Genomic DNA, 20354 nt, shown 5'->3' with positions numbered 1-20354 from the left:
ACTAATGTTGGATGAATAATACTCATTCGGGAGCAGGCTGCTCCTGTCTGTAGCATGTTGGGGAAACACCCGACCAGCGCTTGAATTGACGGCTGAAATGGGCAATATCTTTATAACCAAGCATGGTAGCAATGTTCTGAACCGACAGCTTGGGGTTACCCAGCAGAACTTTGGCTTCATGCAGAACCATTTCAGATAAATATACGCGCGGAGATTGACCATACACCTGTCGAAATACACGGTTACAATGGGAGGAACTGATGCCCAGCTCTGCTGCAATATCATCAATGCCATAATGGCTGTCGGACTCACGTCCTTGCTTGAATTGTTGACTTACCAGCCCTTGCAGCCGATTACGAATCTGGTGAGCCAGCTCGATTTTCTCATATCCGTCCGTGAACAATTGAGCGGCTTCCTGAGAGACCGCTTCCCATAAATGTCCAAACAGTTCAAATACCGCCGATTGCAGCTGCATGCGTTGTACCATCGTACTCGCTGCCCGATTGTCAGCAGAAGACATTAATTTGCGAAGTACAGGCTCGATCTGGCGGGTAACCGGACTATCTGCATCGAACAAAACCTGCTTGATTCGTGCAAGCAAGGAGAGAAATAACTGGTCATCTATATCAAAATGCATGCAAAAATACGTAAAACCCTTGCCATTATGGCTCAGGCTGGAATGAATGCTTCCTGGAGGAATCAGGAGCAATTCTCCAGCCTTTTGAATATACAGCTTGCCATTCACAGTCATGTGTTGTTCGCCTTCCGTTACATAGTTCAGCTCATATTGCGGATGTTCATGCGCCGGATAATCCCAATTCGCCCCGACACTTCGCAAATGAATGGCGAACAGATTCACCGTTGTTTGTACATCCGGGTAAAATACCTCATGCACACTTTCTCCCAAAGCGGGAGGCAAATAGGTGGAAGACATGGAAGGCCCCCTCAATCATTATATATTATAGTGGAATCTATAAGTTGCTTCTGAACGGAATGATGGAGATATGAATCGAAACAGATGTAACCGCTTTATTGTATTATAATCTATTAGCTTGATTTGGGTAAATATCCGATTGATTTGACCATGGTCTATGGTGGAATGCCCGTGGTAGGATGGGGCTAATGAAAACGTATGCAAACCATTTTGAGAGGGGTCATCGTTCATGAGCACTTCCAAATCCATCTTTTATAATGCCCATCACTCACCGATCGGGGCTTTTGCCAGCTTTACGCTTGGATACAAAGGAGCCAAAGGCGGACTAGGCCTGGAGCTTGGCAAGCCAGCAGATCAGAATGTATATATCGGTTTACAATCTCGTGATAGTGAAAACTATGAAGCTTTACCATTTTTCGAAGCCGTTGAGGATGCGAGCGTTCGGTACGATGTTGAAAAAGTAGAGAATTCGGATTCAGATCTGGCGTCGTCGGCCTCGTTACAAAGTGAATCGAGCACGCCAGCGGCAGTTGCAGCTCAAACGTCTCGTCCGCTGATTTCTGCGTTTCGGGATGAGGATATCACCCGTGAATTCACTTCGGGAACAGATACGTGGACGGCGGGTGATCTGACTTTCCGTATTTATTCACCTGTGCGGCCTGTACCCGAACCGCTCAGCGGCGATCGTGATGCGTTAATGGATGCGCTTGTACCTGCAGTCCTGGTCGAGATGACGATTGATAACTCGAAAGGGCAGCAATCGCGCAAAGCATATTTTGGCTATCAGGGGAATGATCCTTACTCTGCGATGCGTATCATCGGAGGACCAGAGGGTGGAGCGTTAACGGGTGTTGGACAAGGGCGCCTAACCGCAATTTTGTCTGCGGATGAGGGACTATGGCCTGCTCGCGGGTTCACGCTGGAGAAAATATTGCAGGAGAAACATCGTGAGAATCTGGCTTTCGGTCTGGGTGAAACAGCTGCATTGATGATGGACGTTCCAGCCGGAGAGAAGCGTACGTATCAATTCGCTGTATGTTTCTATCGTGGTGGGATCGTTACTTCGGGTATGGACACGACCTACTGGTATACCCGTTATTTTGCGGATATTCTGGAAGCTGGGCAATATGCGCTTGATCGTTTTTGCGAGTTGACTGCTTCCTGTGCTGAAGTGGAACAACGTCTTGGCGTATCTGCTTTGAGTGAGGACCAGTCATTTATGCTTGCCCATTCCATTCATAGCTACTATGCAAGTACACAGCTGCTGGATGCAGACGGCGAACCGTTCTGGATCGTAAATGAAGGCGAATACCGGATGATGAATACTCTGGATCTGACCGCAGATCAGCTGTATTTCGAGCTCGCTTTGAATCCTTGGACGGTGCGTAATGAGCTGGAGTGGTTTGTGAAGCGTTACAGTTATACGGATCAAGTACGTTTCCCGGGCGAAGAAAAGGAATACCCGGGCGGCATTACGTTCACGCATGATATTGGCGTAGCCAATGTATTCTCGCGTCCCGGACACTCGGCTTATGAACTGGTGGGCATCGATAACTGCTTCTCCCAAATGAGCCACGAGGAACTTGTGAACTGGCTTTGCTGTGCGACTGTATATATTGAACAGACACAGGATCAGCAGTTTGTTAAAGAAATGCTTCCCGTCATTCGTGATTGCTTCGAAAGCATGTTGAACCGGGATCATCCGGATGAACAACAGCGCAATGGCCTGATGGGACTGGATAGCAGTCGTACCAAGGGTGGAGCTGAAATTACCACCTATGACAGTTTGGATGTATCGCTTGGACAATCTCGGAATAACATCTATCTGGCAGGCAAATGCTGGGCCGTCTATGTTGCACTGGAGAAGCTGTTTGCTGCGGAGAAACTGGCTGAATTGTCTCATCACGCAGGACGTCAGGCAGATCGCTGTGCAGCCAGTATTGCAGCTCAGTTAACTGACAGTGGTTACATTCCGGCAGTTATCGCTGAAAATAATGATTCCCGCATCATTCCGGCCATAGAAGGATTGGTTTTCCCATACTTTACAGGCTGTGAAGGTGCGCTGGATGTAAATGGCCGTTTCGGACCTTACCTGCAAGCACTTCGAACCCACCTTAAGACAGTTCTTGTACCTGGTACTTGTCTATTTGAGGATGGAGGCTGGAAGCTGTCCTCTACGAGCAATAACTCATGGCTTAGCAAAATATATCTGTCCCAGTTCATTACAAGAGAACTACTCGACGTGGAATGGGATGAAACAGGGAAGGCTGCTGACGCTGCCCATGTAAACTGGTTGTTGCATCCAGAGGAATCCTACTGGTGCTGGAGTGACCAGATCTTGGCAGGTGTGGCGGTCGGAAGCAAGTATTACCCGCGCGGTGTAACATCAATTCTATGGCTGCTCGAAGGCAAAGGTAATCGTCTGGAGCAGATTTATGCCAGCAAGGAGGCTGTACAATGAGCAACACAACCGTTCAATCCAATATCTCTGGCCCGCAGTATGATGCGTGGCTTGGATATCTTCAAGGTCAATCCGGAGTGAAGGGAGCTGCCCGAAAGGCAGCTCCAGTCTGGGCCCATACCGTGTCGGCGGCGGAAGATCAGGAAATGATATCAACAGCCATAACTGAACTGACTCAGGGATTGGATAAGCTTTTTGGCATCAAGCCGAAAGTTAGTCAGGAAGTTACCAGCCAGGTGGGTGATCCGGATTTGGCCAATCAGGAGGCCCAAGGGATATGGCTTGGCACATGGACAGGCTCGAAAGCTGTAGCTCAGGCCTTCAGCGAAACGGAGCGCTCAGCTGTACACGGGGAAGGCTATATGATCCGCGAAGATATGGAGCGGGGCAGACTGTTTATTGGTTCTGAAACCCCTCAAGGTGTGCTGTATGGTACTTTTCATCTGTTAAGAGAGCTTGTCCTGGATCAAGAAAGCGCTAACGATGCGAAACCGGCTGCGGGAAGGTTAAGCTACATTGCGGAGCAGCCCGTGAATGCATTACGCATGATCAATCAGTGGGATAACGTGGATGGCAGCATTGAACGTGGTTATGCGGGGAAGTCCATTTTCTACGAAAATGGAGAATTCACTCGTGATCTTGGGCGTATCCGGGATTATGCCAGATTGCTTGCTTCCACAGGTATTAACGCTATTTCGATTAATAACGTTAACGTGCACCAGCGTGAGAGCCTGTTCCTGACGGAACGTTTCCTGGGTGATGTTGCAAAGGTTGCTGCCGAATTCAGAGCCTACGGCATCCGAATGTTCCTGAGCGCCAACTACGCAAGTCCGATAGAGATTGGTGGATTGCTTACGGCAGACCCGCTGGATGAGCAGGTCCGTGAATGGTGGAACATTCAGACAGCCAAGGTCTATGCGGCAATCCCGGATTTTGGCGGCTATTTGATCAAAGCAGATTCGGAGAATCGTCCTGGCCCATTTACGTATAACCGGGATCATGCCGATGGAGCCAATATGCTGGCTGAGGCCCTTCGTCCATTTGGTGGACTGGTGATCTGGCGCTGCTTCGTCTATAACTGCAAGCAAGACTGGCGTGACCGTTCCACGGACCGCGCGCGGGCGGCATATGACCACTTTAAGCCACTGGATGGGCGCTTTGCAGAAAATGTCATTTTGCAGATCAAGAATGGACCGATGGACTTCCAGGTTCGGGAGGCCGTATCCCCGCTGTTCGGGGCCATGGAGAACACGAATCAGGTATTGGAATTCCAGATTACGCAGGAGTATACGGGCCAGCAGCGGCATTTGTGTTATCTGATTCCACAGTGGAAAGAAGTATTGAATTTTGATACGTTTGCCAAAGGGCCGGGTTCTGAAATTAAACGTATTGCTGACGGCTCTCTGTACAACAGGCCTTATAGCGGCTTCGCCGCAGTCTCCAATATCGGCGCAGACGCTTGCTGGACGGGACACCCGCTTGCTCAGGCGAATCTGTATGGATATGGAAGACTGGCCTGGAATCCGGAGCTGTCATCGGAAGAGATCGCGGAAGAATGGGTCAGACTTACGTTTGGACATGACGAAGAGGTCGTTCGTCTAATCTCTGGCATGCTTCTGAATTCGTTGGAAATCTATGAAAATTATACGGCTCCGCTCGGTGTAGGCTGGATGGTTAATCCAGAGCATCATTATGGACCGAATGTGGATGGCTATGAATATTCCAAGTGGGGAACGTATCACTTTGCCGATTGTGACGGCATTGGCGTGGACCGGACAGTGAGCAGTGGAACGGGATATACATCGCAATACCACCAGGAAAATGCCGAAAGATATGAATCCGTAGCCTCCTGTCCAGACGAGCTATTGTTATTTTTCCATCATGTCCCGTATACCCATGTCCTGCATTCTGGCAAAACGGTCATTCAGCACATTTATGATACACACTTTGCTGGAGCAGAGCAGGCAGCGGTGTTAGCACAAACATGGGGACAGCTGGAAGGCAAGATTGATCCGACTATTTTTGATAAGGTAGCTACGTTACAGGCTGGGCAGGCGGAGCATGCCAAGGAATGGAGAGATATGATCAATACGTACTTCTATCGCAAAAGCGGTATTGCAGATGAACAAGGAAGAACGATATATTAATCTGGATACGAGAGTGATATAAGCTGAACTAAACATTTACAAGATAACTACGAGCCAGAACAAATCTGAGGAAGTGGAGCGTTCACCTGTATCACCTTCGGAGGAAGAACAACGTTGGCATACACGAGAAGGAGGGAACATATGGGACATCATCAATTACCAGAAACCATGAAGGCTGCTGTCATGACAGAGCCCGGGCACATTATCATCGAGGAACAGGCTGTACCCCAGCCGGCCGAAGACGAGGTGCTCATTCAGGTGATGGCCGTTGGCGTCTGCGGATCGGATGTGCATTATTTTGAACATGGCAGAATTGGCCGATTTGTGGTTGAGAAACCAATTATACTTGGACATGAATGTGCAGGGATTGTTGCGGCGATTGGCTCGAACGTGTCACGGCTCAAAACGGGGGATCGGGTAGCGATTGAGCCTGGGGTAACCTGCGGACGATGTACGGCATGTAAAGAAGGCCGTTATAACCTGTGTCCCGATGTGCAATTTCTGGCGACACCTCCGGTGGATGGGGCTTTTGTGCAGTACATGACCATACGTGAAGATATGGTATTCCCCATCCCGGATCATCTGTCTTTTGAAGAGGCCGCAATGAACGAACCTTTCTCGGTGGGCATTCATGCGGCAAGACGTAGTAAACTCGCTCCGGGAACCACGCTTGCCATTATGGGCATGGGACCTGTGGGATTGATGGCTGTTGCAGCTGCCAAATCGTTTGGTGTGGAGCGCATCATTGTCACAGATTTGGAGGAAGTGAGGCTGGAAGCCGCTCGTCGTATGGGCGCCACTCATACCATTAATGTGCGGAACGAGGATGCGCTGGCGGTAATCCGTGAGTTAACGAACGGTGACGGTGTAGATACGGCGTGGGAAACTGCGGGTAATCCGAAAGCGCTTCAGTCTGCATTATATTCTCTCCGCCGAGGAGGCAAGCTTGCTATTGTAGGACTGCCTGCTCAGGACGAAATTGCTCTGAATGTTCCTTTTATCGCGGACAATGAGGTGGATATATACGGAATCTTCCGTTATGCCAACACCTATCCTGCAGGAATTGAGTTTCTGAGCTCTGGCCAGCATGATGTGATGTCCCTGATCACCGATCGTTATTCTCTTGAGGAGACACAACAAGCCATGGAACGAGCATTGCACAACAAGAGTGGCAGTCTGAAAGTAATGGTGTATCCAAACGGAAAATGAATTCATTCGAAGGAGCCCTGATGTTCAGGGTTTCTTTTTTTGTATTTTTCGCCATAAAAGGATTAAACAAGCTTCCATAACGTGGTATAATGCTTGAAGATTTTAACATATAAAATCATACACACTCATTTTGTTGAATAGCAACTTAGCGAAAGGAACTGAAGGTTGTGAGAACACATGAATTTAGGATTCACTCTGATTTCCACCGGGATGATCTGATGTCTGTATCTTCTCAAGCGTCGCGTTTTTCCTCGGATATTTCATTGTCATTTACCGATGCTGACCATGAACATCGTGTAGATGTCAAAAGCCTGCTCGGAATGGCGCTTCTTCCCATTCGACATGGCAGTGTGGTGAGATTGCAGACACGGGGAAGAGATGAACTTGAAGCGTTGGAATATATGCTGAATGTGCTGGAAAAGGGCTTAACTTGAAGTCTAAAACCTGTGCAAATCGCAGTGAATTGTAAAATATTTATCGTTTGTTCAATTCCGACTGGTACTTCGTCCAAAAAAAGAGTATAATAAAATTTAGTTCTATTCTAAGAAGTACCCATATTAAAGGAGTGTAAATAGATTATGCCAAAAGCTGACATCCATCCAAAGACACAAACAGTAATTTTCTTCGATGCAAGTGCTGATTACAAATTCCTGAGTTCTTCGACTAAGTTCTCGAACGAAACTATGGAATGGGAAGATGGTAACTCTTATCCAGTAATCCGTGTGGACACTAGTTCCGCATCCCACCCATTCTTCACAGGTAAACAAAGAAACGTGGACATCGGTGGTCGTGTTGATCGCTTTAACCGTAAATACAACATCAAAAACTAGTCTGTCCATAGATTGCGAAGAAACCTCGGGGATTTGTCCTCGGGGTTTCTTTGTGTCTTGACAGCGATAAATAAAAAATTGCATACAATTATTGCGCTTACATATCAAACGGAGGTACACTAGGAAACAGAGTGAGATCATACTTTAGGAGGAAATAGAGATGAGCAGCATCAATCATATGGTAACGTTTACACTTTACGCAGGCAAAGATACACCTGAAGCAGAGGCATTTCTGAAAGAAAGTACGGATGCCCTGACGAATATTCCAGGTGTGGAGCAATTCCAGGTCCTGCGTCAGGTGAGCGAAAAAAATGAGTTTGACTACAGTTTTTCAATGGTATTTGCAGATCAGGCTGCGTATGATGCATATAATGTTCACCCGGTTCATCGCAAATATGTAGAAGAACGGTGGGAAAAGGAAGTTAGTCGCTTCCAGGAAATCGATCTCGTTCTGCACGGGAAATAACATAAAACTCGAAAGCGTTTTCTGTTTTGATGCTAACGAGCGTTAATCTATTTTGTAATCCTTCTTTCTTTATCACTAAATTTCGATACTACACATGTAGCTCAGAGGAGGGAAACTGTCCCTATGAAATTGGATCTTACAGGTAAAACGGCGCTGGTGACCGGAGCAACTGGTCAATTAGGAAGGGTCATCGCTCGTACGTTGGCAGACTGTGGTGCAAATCTGGCGCTGCATTACATAAATAATGAAGCGAAGGCCAGGGAGCTTCAAGGTGAGATCAAAGCCATCGGTCGGAAAACGGTCATTATTCAAGGTGATATCACAAAGCAGGATACGGCATTTCGGATGCGTGATGAAATTCAATCCAGCCTCGGAGATGTAGATATCGTGGTTGCCAATGCGGTCATTCAATATGCCTGGACAACAGTGATGGAACAATCACCGGACGATTATATAAGCCAGTTCGAATCATGCGTGATGCAAAGTGTATATCTTGCCAAAGCTTTCATTCCAGCTATGAAGGAAGCCAGAGCGGGTCGATTCATTGGTATTAATACGGAATGTGCGATGCAGAATTTTGCTACCCAGTCTGCATATACGGCGGGAAAACGCGGAATGGACGGGTTATACCGTGTGCTGGCAAAAGAGGTAGGCGAGCATCAGATAACGGTCAACCAAGTTGCGCCTGGATGGACGATCAGTGAACGTGACCGCAACAGTGAGCCAGGACATGATGAGGGATATATCCAAACGGTGCCGTTGAAACGTAGGGGAGAAGATCAGGAAATTGCCAATGCGGTAGCATTTCTGGCATCCGACCTGTCCTCTTTTATCACTGGGGCCTATATCCCGGTCAGTGGCGGCAATGTGATGCCTGCTATTTAATTGTGAATTTAATGATGTAAATCAATTCAAAAGTATGAATGAACAGCATTATAAACCATCGTGTAACCATGATCCGTTTGTCAGTTCCATGACAAGCGGATTTTTGTATATATCCATAAATACATATGATTTTGTTTCTAATTTCAAAAAATTGGGGTAAAAGAATAGGTAGTTTAACGCGGTGGAAACATAACTCAAAATAAGCGAATAAAGGAGACCGACCTTTCATGAAAAAAACAATTGCAGACGTTCTGGTCGAAGCATTATTGAACGCAGGCATCAAACGCATCTATGGTATCGTTGGAGACTCCTTGAATGCGGTACTGGATTCCATCCGTCGCTCGGGTAAAATTGAATGGATTCATGTCCGCCATGAAGAAGTGGCTGCTTTTGCGGCCGGGGCAGATGCCCAAGTGAGTGGAAGTATCGCTGTATGTGCGGGCAGTAGTGGACCGGGAAACATGCACTTGATTAACGGTCTGTACGATTGTCATCGGAACCGTGTACCGGTACTTGCCATCGCTGCTCATATTCCTAGTGATGAGATTGGGAGTGAGTATTTTCAAGCGACTCATCCAGAGTATTTATTTCAGGAATGCAGTCATTATTGTGAGGTCATTACAACGGCCAAACAAATGCCGCGTTCCTTTACGATGGCGATGCAGACCGCAGTTGCGCGATCTGGCGTTTCCGTCATTATATTGCCAGGAGACGTAGCGGCCCTGGAAGCGGCTGATCTGCCAGTGCCGGAGCATGTATACCATCCCACCCATCCGGTTGTACATCCTTCCGAACCTGAATTGCGGAAACTGGCGGAGTTTTTGAATCAAGGTAAAAAAATTACGTTGCTGTGCGGGGCAGGCTGCGCTGGTGCGCGTGAACCTCTCATGAAGCTCTGTGATCGCTTGAAATCCCCAATGGTTATTGCGCTGCGAGGCAAGGAATATCTGGAATACGATAACCCGTATTCGGTAGGCCTTACGGGACTAATCGGTTACTCATCCGGTTATCATGCCATGATGGACTGTGATGTGCTCTTGATGCTGGGAACAGATTTTCCATACCGTCAATTCTTCCCGGAGGATGCAGTCGTACTTCAAGTAGATATTCAGTCTTCACACCTTGGTCGCCGTACGAAGCTGGATTACGGCGTGTGCGGTGATGTGAAGGCTACCATTGAAATGTTATTGCCCTATCTGACGGAAGAGCACAGCGACAAACATTTGCATAAAAGCGTGGAACGTTACGAAAAAGTTCGTAAAGAATTGGATGAGCTTGCTGTTGGGAAACCCGGAAAAATGTCAATTCATCCCCAATACTTAACCAAGGTCATTAGCGATGCTGCAGCCGAAAACGCGATTTTCACCTGCGATGTAGGTACACCTACCGTATGGGCAGCTCGTTATATTGAAATGAGCCGCAATCGCCGATTGCTGGGTTCATTCAGTCATGGCACCATGGCGAATGCTCTACCACAAGCGATTGGAGCACAGGTGTCTGATCCAGGTAGACAAGTCATATCCTTGTCCGGTGATGGAGGCATTGCTATGCTGATGGGTGATCTTTTGACTCTTAAACAGCATAATCTCCCTATTAAAGTTGTCGTGTTTAACAACGGAGCACTGGGTTTTGTTGAACTGGAGATGAAAGCTGCCGGATTGCTTGAGTCCGGTACCGAGCTTGTGAATCCGAACTTTGCTATGGTAGCCCAAGCGATGGGTCTGGAAGGAATACGGGTTGAAGATCCGGCAGATCTGAAAGGGGCTGTAGAGCGTGCATTAATGCATGATGGTCCTGTTCTGATTGATGTTGTGGTGAATCGACAGGAGCTGTCCCTGCCTCCGAAGATTAATATCAAACAGGCCGAAGGCTTCACCCTATGGATGATGAAGGCAGTATTGAATGGACGTGGCGATGAGCTGATTGAGTTCGCAAAGACCAATTTGCTCAGATAAGACTTACGTTCGCCTTAGTCTTGACGCACCGTTTCGAACCGCACAACTAATACATCCATCAGACTGAATAAGAAAGAGAGGCTTACTGTAAAGTCACAGTGCCTCTCTTTTTGCGTTTGATGATTTTTATTGTTGGCCTTACAATCCATCATGCCACATGGGAAGATTCGGTCTGAGGCGTAGTGGTAACTCCCGGACATAGGCAAGAATGATAATCATCATGGCAATGACCACCCCCACAGCTCCAATCCAGGTGATGGATGACAATGAAACAGCACTGACGGCAATTCCTCCAATACCGGCACCGGCAGCCATCGCGAGTTGCATAACCGAACTGTTCAGACTCAGCATAATCCCAGACGATTCTGGAGCCATCGTCACCAGATTATATTGCTGTGTTGGACCGGAAGACCAAGCGGAAAAGGACCACAGAATCAATACAATGAAGACGGCCGCACCCGAATGAGCTGTGACATTCAGCATAAGCAGACTTATGACATGCAGGGCCATACCCATGAGGAGTGTTCTTTTTACTCCCATACGATCGGCGCTGTATCCTCCGGATTTGGAACCAATCAGACTTGCGATACCAAAAGCCAGCAAAGCGGAACTTAATAACGCTTCACTCATGCCCGCAATAGATACCAGGTAAGGTGAAATATAAGTATACGCAATGGAATAGCCTCCTAACCAGAAAAAGCTGACAAGCAGCGCCAAGCCGATACGAGGTTGCTTAAGAAGGGCTAATTGTTTTTTCAAAGGTACCGGTGCTTCGCCTTCAGATGGCGGGATCGTAATGGCAATAACAATCATGGCAATGACACCCAGAATCGCGATACCTGCAAAAACAAGTTTCCAGTCCCAAGCTGCAGCAACCATTCTTCCCAGAGGAACTCCCACGATCAAGGATGCGGTAAATCCGGTAATAACCGTTGCGATAGAGCTGGCCTGTTTACCCACAGCCGCTATTTTGGCCGCGATCGTCAAGGATGTAACAACCACCACCCCGGCTCCCAGAGCCATCAAGACTCGTGCGGCGATGAACAGTCCGTATCCAGGCAGCAAGAAGGCCAAGACGTTACCTATGACAAATAGTCCAAGGAAGTAGAGCAGCAGCTTGCGTCGGTCCATACGGGATGTTAAGGCGATTATGATGGGCGTACCGAGCGCGTAAACCAGTGAAAAGATCGTAATCAGCTGTCCCGCAGCAATTAATGATATATTCATGGTGTCAGAGATCCTGTCCAGAATACCCGCAATGACATATTCGGAGGTCCCTACAAGAAAGCTGACCAAGGCGAGAACATAGATTTTCCATGTGTTAGACATGAGCATATAACCTCTTTCTGTTTGTTATTATTATATTTTTAGAAATATAGAAATAAAGACGAGAGAACGGGAACACAATATTATGAATGAACCGATGAGACATGGTTGAGCAGTTAAACCATCCAATGTACTGGGTGTTTTGACAAAAGGATAGTTATGCAACTACGATGAGTCTCTGCATTCCAATGTGCCAGAACGAATATTTAATTGTTGATTTTATATTTCTAGTATTATAGAAATATTGGACAAAAAATTTATCTATCCAACAGATAAGGAGCGAATCTCTGGACAGTTTCTGTGTTCAGGCTGTAATAAATATACGTGCCTTTCTTTTGTGAGGTCAACAAACCACAATCGGATAGCTGCTTCAGGTGATGAGATAGGGTGGAGAGCGCTACCGTTACAAGCCTATTTTCCAAATCAGCTGGACACAGGTTGCTTTCACCCGAAAGGATCTGAATAATTTTATATCGCGTTTGTTCGCCCAAAGCTTTATGAATTTTGACGGCCTGTTCATCAATCGTATTGGATTGCATCAAAATCGTTCCTTTCGTCTTTATTTCTTATTTCTATAAATATTGAAATAACTTTATCATGTCTTTTGAAAAAAGTAAACTCCCTACGAAGAAGATCGTTACTTTCAGTCGAAAATGAATCAACTGAAGCAAAAACCTTTGCAGGGAGTTGGAAGGTCGATTCAAACTCACTCTTATTGTCGTTCGAGAGACTCGACGTATTCTTTGGCATCTTTCAGTGATAGGTTTCTAGCTTCACGAGCCTTTTTGATTGCAATGATTTTCTTGCCCTGTTGTGCAAGTGCCTGCAGCTCCATATCAAGTTCGGTCAGATTAGCCTGTGACGGTGGAGGTGGAGTCACATTCACTGAAGAAGCGTTATGACTAAGTTGGAAGTGTACAGTACTACCTGCTCCATTCTCCAGGCGCTCTACATCCCTCTTCAGTTCATTCAGCTGGGTCTGCAAGCTGATGACACGAACCAATAAGATGAGAATAAGAATTAAAAAAACGACTAAAACAATGGTGTTTATTTCCATGCAGCCAGGTGCCTCGCTTTCCTTACTCCAATACATTTCTATTTAAGCTGTACCGGGATTTCCTTAACACCGCGAACAATCATGCCAGGTCTCCATTCAAGTTCATTCACATCCGCCTGAAGCTGCATATCGGGAAAACGGCGAATTAACGTGTTGATAGCAATTTCACCTTCCAGTCGCGCAAGAGGGGCTCCCAGACAGAGATGAATGCCTTTGCCAAAAGCCAGATGGGCGCTCTTCTCGCGAGTGATGTCAAACACATCCGCATCCTTAAACTTCGCTTCATCTCGATTGGCAGAATCCAGCGCTACAATAACAAGTTCACCTTCAGCGATATGATGTCCATGAAATTCGATGTCTTCTGATGCCCAGCGAGACGTACTGAATTCAACCGGACCGTTATAACGCAGCATTTCCTCAACAGCGTTATGGATTAACTCGGGCCGCTTAATCAGCAGCTCGCGTTGTTCCGGGTGCTCCAGTAGGGCAAGTACACCATTGCCGATCAGATTAACGGTTGTTTCATGTCCGGCAATGATGAGCAGCGCGACTACACCAAGCAGTTCCTTTTCAGTAAGCTGCTCTCCTGATTCTTCTGCCACAACAAGCTGACTGATCAGATCGTCGCCCGGCTGCTCACGTACTTTGGCAAACCAGGCATTCAGGTAATCAATGAACTCTTTGGCATGCTTCTCAAACACTTCGGAATTTTCCTCGCTTGTCGCGTCGATGATGGAATTCGACCACAGACGGAATTTGTCCTGATCTTCAAGAGGAACACCGAGAATTTCGCTGATGACAATAATCGGTAACGGAAAAGCGAACTCATCAATCAGATTCATCTTGTCCTGGGAATTAAGATTATCCAGAAGATCGTCGGCAATATCCTGAATATGGCTTCTCATGCCTTCAATCAGCCTTGGAGTGAATGCCTTCTGTACAAGTCCACGCAGCCGACGATGATCGGGTGGATCAGAAAAAAGCATGTTATGCACAAAAATATTATCTTGATCCGGCCCATAACGTTTAATGACATCCTTGCTGAAGCGATTATCTTTCAATACCTCGACCGCATCCTCATATCGGGTAATAATCCAACCGAAATCACCGTGAGGGAACAGGACTCTGTGAATGGGATCATTCTGTCTCAGTTTTTCATATACCGGATAAGGATTCTGTGTAAATTCTTGGGTGAAGAATTTAGGCTGTGAAGTATCATTAACCATTGGTTGATCCCCTCTCATCAAAAACTCGTAATGTTACGAATCTTATCTAAGAGAGTATATGTTCATCCCAGTGGCTTCATACGAAAAGCCTGCACCATCTATATATTCAATATTATGGCGATTGAAACCTTGTTTTCGACTGACAAATATGGTATAAAAAGCTTCATATTTAAATGGAGTAGCGTTTGGGGCAAGGATTAGATTCAAAATACAGATCGTTTAATAATCCACAGGGTCATATGGCCTATAATTGAAGTTTTCTACAACAACAACGTGAGTTCAAGTTAATTTTAAAGGCCATCTTCATGATTCAACCAGAACACTCGAACATTGAGAGATAGTAAAGTGTTGGAACAGTTAATTGCGGAAACGTCGAGATTCCAAATGTCTTTTCTTCGTGAAATTTTGGAACTTATGATCGATGAGGGCCGAAAAACCGCTTTGGAAAAAGGCAATATCTTATGTTGCTTCAATTTTGCCGCGTCACACAGTATGTACAGCTCAGCACTCAGGAATCCTCCTGAACCGATTCACACATAAAGAATAGCAGAAGCGTGAGCCTCTGCTATTTTTTTATTTCATTTAAGTAAATCAGGTTTTGGAACCTCCAAAGCTAACGGTTATATTGGCTCAGATGTCATATATCCTCGCTTATGATGCATACCCATACCAGTAGGCGAATGCTGTCTTAAGGAGGAAACAGGCATGTCCATGAGCGAACCTCTGTTAACACAAATTGTTAATCAACATATCCCGGCTGACGCGACTGTCGTCACCATTGATAAACCGGTCCAACATCCGGCCATTTATGCTTCAGATTTAACCGGAGACGGAATGCCGGAGATTGCTGCTGTATATGAGCAGAGCGGAGAATTAATGCTGCTTGTTCTGAAATTTTACCAAGGTCACTGGATCAAGATGTCTTTGACTAAAGGCTTGGGATATGGCGTTACCTTGCTGACAGCGGCATCTGTGACATCTACGGCGAGAAATAATCTCATTGTCGGCTGGCAGATCGGTGCGATCTGGTCGAAGCTTGCTGTATACGATTGGACGGAAACGGGACTGACAGATTTGGCGCCAGAAGATTTGTATTACAGCCATGCGGAAATCATTGATATGCCTGGTCCCCACGGCAGAGATGGCAAAGTGGAGATTGCACTCTGGATTCATGATACAGGTGAAGCTTATCGGGTCGAGATCATCCGTTGGCAGAATGGGAGATGGGTTCCCGCAACAGATGTATACCCGTATTACTTTCCTAAGGTCGTGAAGTATTACGAACAATTGGCAGAACAGCATCCAGATTATACATTCTATTGGTACTATCTTGCGGACGCTCAGTATAAAGCCGGATTATTTACCGCTGCACTCGTTTCTGTCCAAAAAACGCTAAGTTTCAATGACCCATACCCTTCACGGGAAGCTCTGCTTGAGCTGGAAAAGAAGATTAGACAAGCGATGAGCACAGAGGGTCATGCACGTGAAACGACGTGGCTATTTCCGATATCGGTCAGAACAACAACCGGAACCCGGTGGGGTTATATGGATGCCCAAGGTCGTATTCGACTTGAACCGATCCTTGACGATGCCCAAGACTTTCAACAAAATGGCATGGCTGTCGTAGTAAAAAACGGGAAGACAGGCATTATCAATCTTAGCGGCCAATTTGTTGTTCAACCTGTATACGATTCCATTAATTCTTTTGCAGAAGGTCGGGCCATTGTTATTGACTCTCAAGGGTTCAAGATGATTGATGAACAGGGTAATGTGCTGACCAAACGGGCATATCCGTTTATTGCCGATGTGAAGGATGGCCGAGCGCTGTTTTACCTTTCAGACAGCAGTCAGCCAGGTGGGGAAGTCAGTCGTTACGGTTATTTGGACACAGCCGGAAATGAGGTCATTCGGGCGCAGTTCACTTCAGCGAACGATTTTCAGGATGGCAAGGCCGTTGTGCAGATCAAGGATAATGAATATGCGTTAATCAATCGGAATGGTCAGCGACTGGCGACGTACCCGTATGCCTATGTGGGACCTGTGGGTGACGGATTACTTCCTTTTCAGAAAGAAACATCGGGTAAATACGGTTATATTGACGAAAGTGGTCATGTCCGAATTCAGCCTAGCTTCACCTCGGCTTTTCCGTTTAATGGTGGGTACGCAATTGTGAATACAGCGGAGGACTACAACTCCAGCTATGGCGTTATTAATACACAGGGCACATTTACCATCCAACCCGGCTACAATGATATTCGAGATCTGGGAGAACATCGTCTGGCCCTGGGGCAAGCGATTGATCCCAAACAGTCTTTTATGGGTTCGGTCTATGCGATTGCGGATGTCAGCGGCAGCAGGCTTTCGGATTTTGTATATACGGATGTATCGAATTACAAAGGAGGGCTGGCTTCAGCAACGAATGGAACACAAACGTTCTTTCTGGATCTCAATGGGCGACCTGCATCAGGATACCCTCGTGTTGAAGGCTCGGGCACACTTGAATGGGTAGCTCCGGATCTAATCAAGGCTTATGTCGACCAGCGTGTATCCTATGTAAACCGGGCAGGGCAGATCATCTGGCGGCAAAATACAATCGTTACACTTCACCCACCTTATCGTGTACGCGAAGAGAAATATAAGCCCAACCCCGATTACCTCGTGTATTATCCGCAATTGGAAGGGTTATCGGATCAAGCAGTTCAGCTTGCAGTCAACGCCAAGTTAAAGGCACTATCTCAAGTGAGGCCCATCCCTGCGAATCAGAAGCTGGATTACACGTATACAGGGGATTTTGATATTACGTTCTATCAGCAGCAATTGCTTCAACTCAAACTCACGGGTTATAACTACCCGGCTGGTGCAGCACATGGCATGCCTACGATGATCTATGCGATTATTAATCTGAGTAGCGGTCAGATGTATGAGCTCAAGGATTTATTTAAACCAAACAGTGACTATGTGAAGGTACTCAGCAAAATTATAGGCGATCAGATCAAAAATGACCCGCAATACTCTTATGTTTTTCCGGACACGTATGAGGGAATTAGCCCGGATCAGCCGTTTTTTGTCTCACGTGATGCATTGCATGTGTATTTCAGTCCTTATGAAATCGCTCCTTACGTGGCGGGATTTCCGACATTTACGATTCCTTTTGCCCAAATCAAGGATATCATTAATACAGAGGGTTCATTCTGGAAAGCTTTTCACGAGTAACTGTAACCTTCCCATTCACCGCATTGCCGAGGCCATATGTTCAATATGGTCTCTTTCTGTAACCTAATACATATGAAAAGTGTTTAGATAGGGAAAGGGAATTTGATTGTGTTTTGTTGGGCTATATTGTAAATTTTTCTGTTATACTCTCCGTATATGTACATACATATGTTGAGTTAGAACAAATGAATGAAAGGAGTTAGGAATAACGTATTTTTTAGTTTTTCAGTAAAGAAAGTTTGGAGGAAACTTTTTGTATAAAGCAGGGTTTTGGATAAGGCTCGGGGCAAGCTTTTTGGATGCGCTCATCGTTTCATTGCCTTTAGCTATTATTGTAGGTGTCTTGACAGGGAATTACGATAATGACGAGCCTCTAGCAAAACTGATCAGTGGATTGTATTCCATTTTATTGCCCGTTTTCTGGTACGGTAGAACGATAGGAAAGCGGATTTGCGGAATTCGAATTCGAAAATATGATACACATGAGCCCCCTGGAATCGGAACGATGCTGATGCGTGTAGTTGTTGCTGGGCTTGTATATGCAATCACATTTGGCATTGGTTTCATTGCAAGTGTCATCATGGTTGCTGTACGAGAAGACAAACGTGCAATACATGATTTCATCGCAGGTACCGAAGTCGTCTGGGACTAAAAATGAGAAGGCGAGCCCTGGCGCAATATATTCGTTATGTTCCAATTCACTCATATTCACCCACGTTACAGACTATGAACAGTGTTCATGGTCTGTTTTTCTGTGATGTCAGAAGTACAGTCACAAACCCGCGCCAACACAGCAATTTCAAGACATTGCAGATGAGTACATAGAGAATTCGTCTATCGTTTTGGCTAAATGATCATTTGCTTCTGACGAAATCAACATGACATTTGATCTTTTGCGAATATCGCTACAGTGACCTCTCCCTTAATCTGAGGTAGAGCACAGACATTCCCAAAAGGTGGAGGATAAGGTCCATGAGAAGAAAAGTGTTATCTACGAGTTTGATGATCCTGTTATTAGGTACAACGATCCTGGGGTGTTCGTCCGGAGACAGTAAAGCGGGCGATACTGATAAAGGGACACCGAGCGGATCAACGGAAGCAACTACCTATCCGATTCAAACGGATAAGACGCTTACGTATTGGGGTGAAATTAACGGAAACCTGATCGGGGTCAAAAATTCGCACAGCGAAATTCCATTCTTTCAAAAATGGCAGAAAAAAACCGGCGTGCCACTCAAATTCACGGCACCTCCGACAGGTCAGGTCAGAGAATCTTTTAACGTGATGCTGGCGTCCGGGGATTTGCCAGACATGCTGGAGTACAACTTCATCGGAGATTTCCCCGGTGGACCGGAGAAAGCCATCAACGATGGTTACATTCTCAAGCTGAACGATCTGATTGACCAGTATGCGCCAAATCTGAAGAAATACCTGCAGGAGAATCCGGACATCGACAAGATGGTCAAAACAGACAGTGGCAGCTACTATGTATTCCCGTTCGTTCGGGGAGATGAGTATCTTCGTGTCTTCCAGGGTCCAATCATTCGTAAGGATTGGCTGGATGAACTGGGACTACCCGTTCCAGAAACGATTGATGAGTGGACAACGACTCTGAGAGCTTTTAAAGAGAAAAAAGGCGCTGCCGCTCCATTCTCTGTTGTAAGTAAGCCACGTTTCTTTAATGATTCCGGTAACGGTGCTTTCCTTGGCGCCTTCGGTGTAAACCGCGGATTCTATCAGGAAGACGGACAGGTCAAATTTGGCCCGTCAGAAGAGGGATTCAAAGAATACTTGACGTTATTCCAGGAATGGTACAAAGAAGGGCTGATCGATAAAAACATCTCGACAGCGGATACCAAATCGGTTGACGGCAACCTCGCTTCTGGTGCGACTGGCGCCAGTGTCGGCAACGCAGGCGGAGGTATCGGCAAATGGCAGCCGCTCGTAGAAGCAAATGATCCGGATGCCGTTCTGGTCGCTGCACCATATCCGGTGCTTAATAAAGGCGACATTCCAAAATTCGGGCAGCTCAACCAGGGTTATGCCTCGGAAGGCACCGTTGCCATTACATCGGCAGCCAAGGACCCGGAACTTGCCGTTCGCATGCTGGATTACGGCTACAGTGAGGAAGGACACATGTTCTTTAACTTCGGTGAAGAGGGTGTCAGCTACAACATGGAAGACGGTTATCCGAAATTCACAGAATTGCTGCTGAAAAATCCGGATAAACTTGCTCCGGCACAGGCGATTTCACTATATGCCCGCAGCAGTTATAACGGTCCATTCGTTCAAGACAAACGTTATGCCGAGCAATTCTTTGCATTGCAGACCCAGCGTGATGCCATTGATGTATGGAAGAATACGCAGGCTGCAAAATATAATCTGCCTTCAATCACACCTACACCTGAAGAAAGCTCGGAATACGCAACCATCATGAATGATATCAACACGCTCGTCGATGAGATGACCATCAAGATCATTCTGGGTAACGAATCGGTGGATCAATTCGAGAGTTATGTCGCGAAGATGAAGTCGTTACATCTGGATCGAGCTATTGAAATCCAGACAGCTGCACTCGAACGCTACAACAACCGGTAATTGTAAAAGGGGAGGGCACTGGCCCTCCCGATGGAAAAGAGGTGAAA

16 protein-coding genes are annotated in these 20354 nt (G+C 46.4%); 11 read left to right on the top strand and 5 right to left on the bottom strand.

Going from position 1 to position 20354, the window contains the following annotated elements:
• Positions 1-22: 22 nt before the first annotated feature.
• A complete protein-coding gene (locus tag QP794_RS07730) occupies positions 23-934 on the bottom strand; it encodes a helix-turn-helix domain-containing protein (protein ID WP_285075684.1) in 912 nt (303 codons plus the stop codon).
• A 229-nt stretch (positions 935-1163) separates the two neighbouring features.
• Here QP794_RS07730 and QP794_RS07725 point away from each other — a divergent pair, with 229 nt between their 5' ends.
• The 8 genes from QP794_RS07725 (at position 1164) to poxB (ending at position 10887) form a co-directional block, all read left to right on the top strand.
• Complete coding sequence (locus tag QP794_RS07725; protein WP_285075683.1) at positions 1164-3395, top strand: glycoside hydrolase family 52 protein; 2232 nt, start codon at positions 1164-1166, stop codon at positions 3393-3395.
• On the top strand, positions 3392-5542 hold the full coding sequence (locus tag QP794_RS07720; protein ID WP_285075682.1) for an alpha-glucuronidase family glycosyl hydrolase: 2151 nt from the start codon (positions 3392-3394) through the stop codon (positions 5540-5542). Before QP794_RS07725 ends, QP794_RS07720 begins: the two co-directional genes overlap by 4 nt.
• Positions 5543-5683: 141 nt before the next feature.
• The gene (locus QP794_RS07715) at positions 5684-6751 is read left to right on the top strand and encodes an NAD(P)-dependent alcohol dehydrogenase (protein WP_285075681.1); all 1068 of its coding nucleotides are present in this window, start codon (positions 5684-5686) and stop codon (positions 6749-6751) included.
• Between the two features lie 218 nt (positions 6752-6969).
• Positions 6970-7185 carry an HPr family phosphocarrier protein gene (locus QP794_RS07710; protein WP_285075680.1) on the top strand — a complete coding sequence of 72 codons (216 nt, stop codon included), beginning with the start codon at positions 6970-6972 and terminating at the stop codon, positions 7183-7185.
• A gap of 144 nt (positions 7186-7329) precedes the next feature.
• Complete coding sequence (locus tag QP794_RS07705) at positions 7330-7581, top strand: type B 50S ribosomal protein L31 (protein WP_024631957.1); 252 nt, start codon at positions 7330-7332, stop codon at positions 7579-7581.
• A gap of 160 nt (positions 7582-7741) precedes the next feature.
• Complete coding sequence (locus tag QP794_RS07700; protein WP_285075679.1) at positions 7742-8047, top strand: Dabb family protein; 306 nt, start codon at positions 7742-7744, stop codon at positions 8045-8047.
• A gap of 123 nt (positions 8048-8170) precedes the next feature.
• On the top strand, positions 8171-8932 hold the full coding sequence (locus tag QP794_RS07695; RefSeq protein ID WP_285075678.1) for an SDR family NAD(P)-dependent oxidoreductase: 762 nt from the start codon (positions 8171-8173) through the stop codon (positions 8930-8932).
• A 227-nt stretch (positions 8933-9159) separates the two neighbouring features.
• A complete protein-coding gene (gene poxB, locus QP794_RS07690; RefSeq protein WP_285075677.1) occupies positions 9160-10887 on the top strand; it encodes a ubiquinone-dependent pyruvate dehydrogenase in 1728 nt (575 codons plus the stop codon).
• 138 nt (positions 10888-11025) lie between these two features.
• Here poxB and QP794_RS07685 read toward each other — a convergent pair whose 3' ends face one another.
• The 4 genes from QP794_RS07685 to QP794_RS07670 form a co-directional block, all read right to left on the bottom strand.
• Positions 11026-12216 (bottom strand): MFS transporter, encoded by a 1191-nt coding sequence (locus QP794_RS07685; protein ID WP_285075676.1) that lies wholly within the window; start codon positions 12214-12216, stop codon positions 11026-11028.
• A 254-nt stretch (positions 12217-12470) separates the two neighbouring features.
• Positions 12471-12752, bottom strand: a complete 282-nt coding sequence (locus QP794_RS07680) for an ArsR/SmtB family transcription factor (RefSeq protein ID WP_024631952.1) — start codon at positions 12750-12752, stop codon at positions 12471-12473.
• A 173-nt stretch (positions 12753-12925) separates the two neighbouring features.
• Complete coding sequence (locus QP794_RS07675; RefSeq protein WP_285075675.1) at positions 12926-13270, bottom strand: hypothetical protein; 345 nt, start codon at positions 13268-13270, stop codon at positions 12926-12928.
• 38 nt (positions 13271-13308) lie between these two features.
• On the bottom strand, positions 13309-14496 hold the full coding sequence (locus QP794_RS07670; RefSeq protein WP_285075674.1) for a cytochrome P450 family protein: 1188 nt from the start codon (positions 14494-14496) through the stop codon (positions 13309-13311).
• A gap of 705 nt (positions 14497-15201) precedes the next feature.
• Between QP794_RS07670 and QP794_RS07665 the strand changes: the two genes are divergently transcribed.
• The 3 genes from QP794_RS07665 to QP794_RS07655 all read left to right on the top strand — a co-directional run bounded on the left by QP794_RS07665 (position 15202) and on the right by QP794_RS07655 (position 20307).
• Positions 15202-17709 carry a WG repeat-containing protein gene (locus QP794_RS07665; RefSeq protein ID WP_285075673.1) on the top strand — a complete coding sequence of 836 codons (2508 nt, stop codon included), beginning with the start codon at positions 15202-15204 and terminating at the stop codon, positions 17707-17709.
• A 253-nt stretch (positions 17710-17962) separates the two neighbouring features.
• Entirely contained in the window at positions 17963-18361 is a 399-nt protein-coding gene (locus QP794_RS07660) for an RDD family protein (protein ID WP_285075672.1), read from the top strand.
• A gap of 320 nt (positions 18362-18681) precedes the next feature.
• Positions 18682-20307 (top strand): extracellular solute-binding protein, encoded by a 1626-nt coding sequence (locus QP794_RS07655; RefSeq protein WP_285075671.1) that lies wholly within the window; start codon positions 18682-18684, stop codon positions 20305-20307.
• The last annotated feature ends 47 nt before the right edge of the window (positions 20308-20354 follow it).

This window comes from Paenibacillus sp. UMB7766-LJ446 (assembly GCF_030226665.1).
Classification (GTDB): domain Bacteria; phylum Bacillota; class Bacilli; order Paenibacillales; family Paenibacillaceae; genus Paenibacillus; species Paenibacillus vandeheii.
This window is presented reverse-complemented; position numbering and strand designations above follow the sequence as displayed.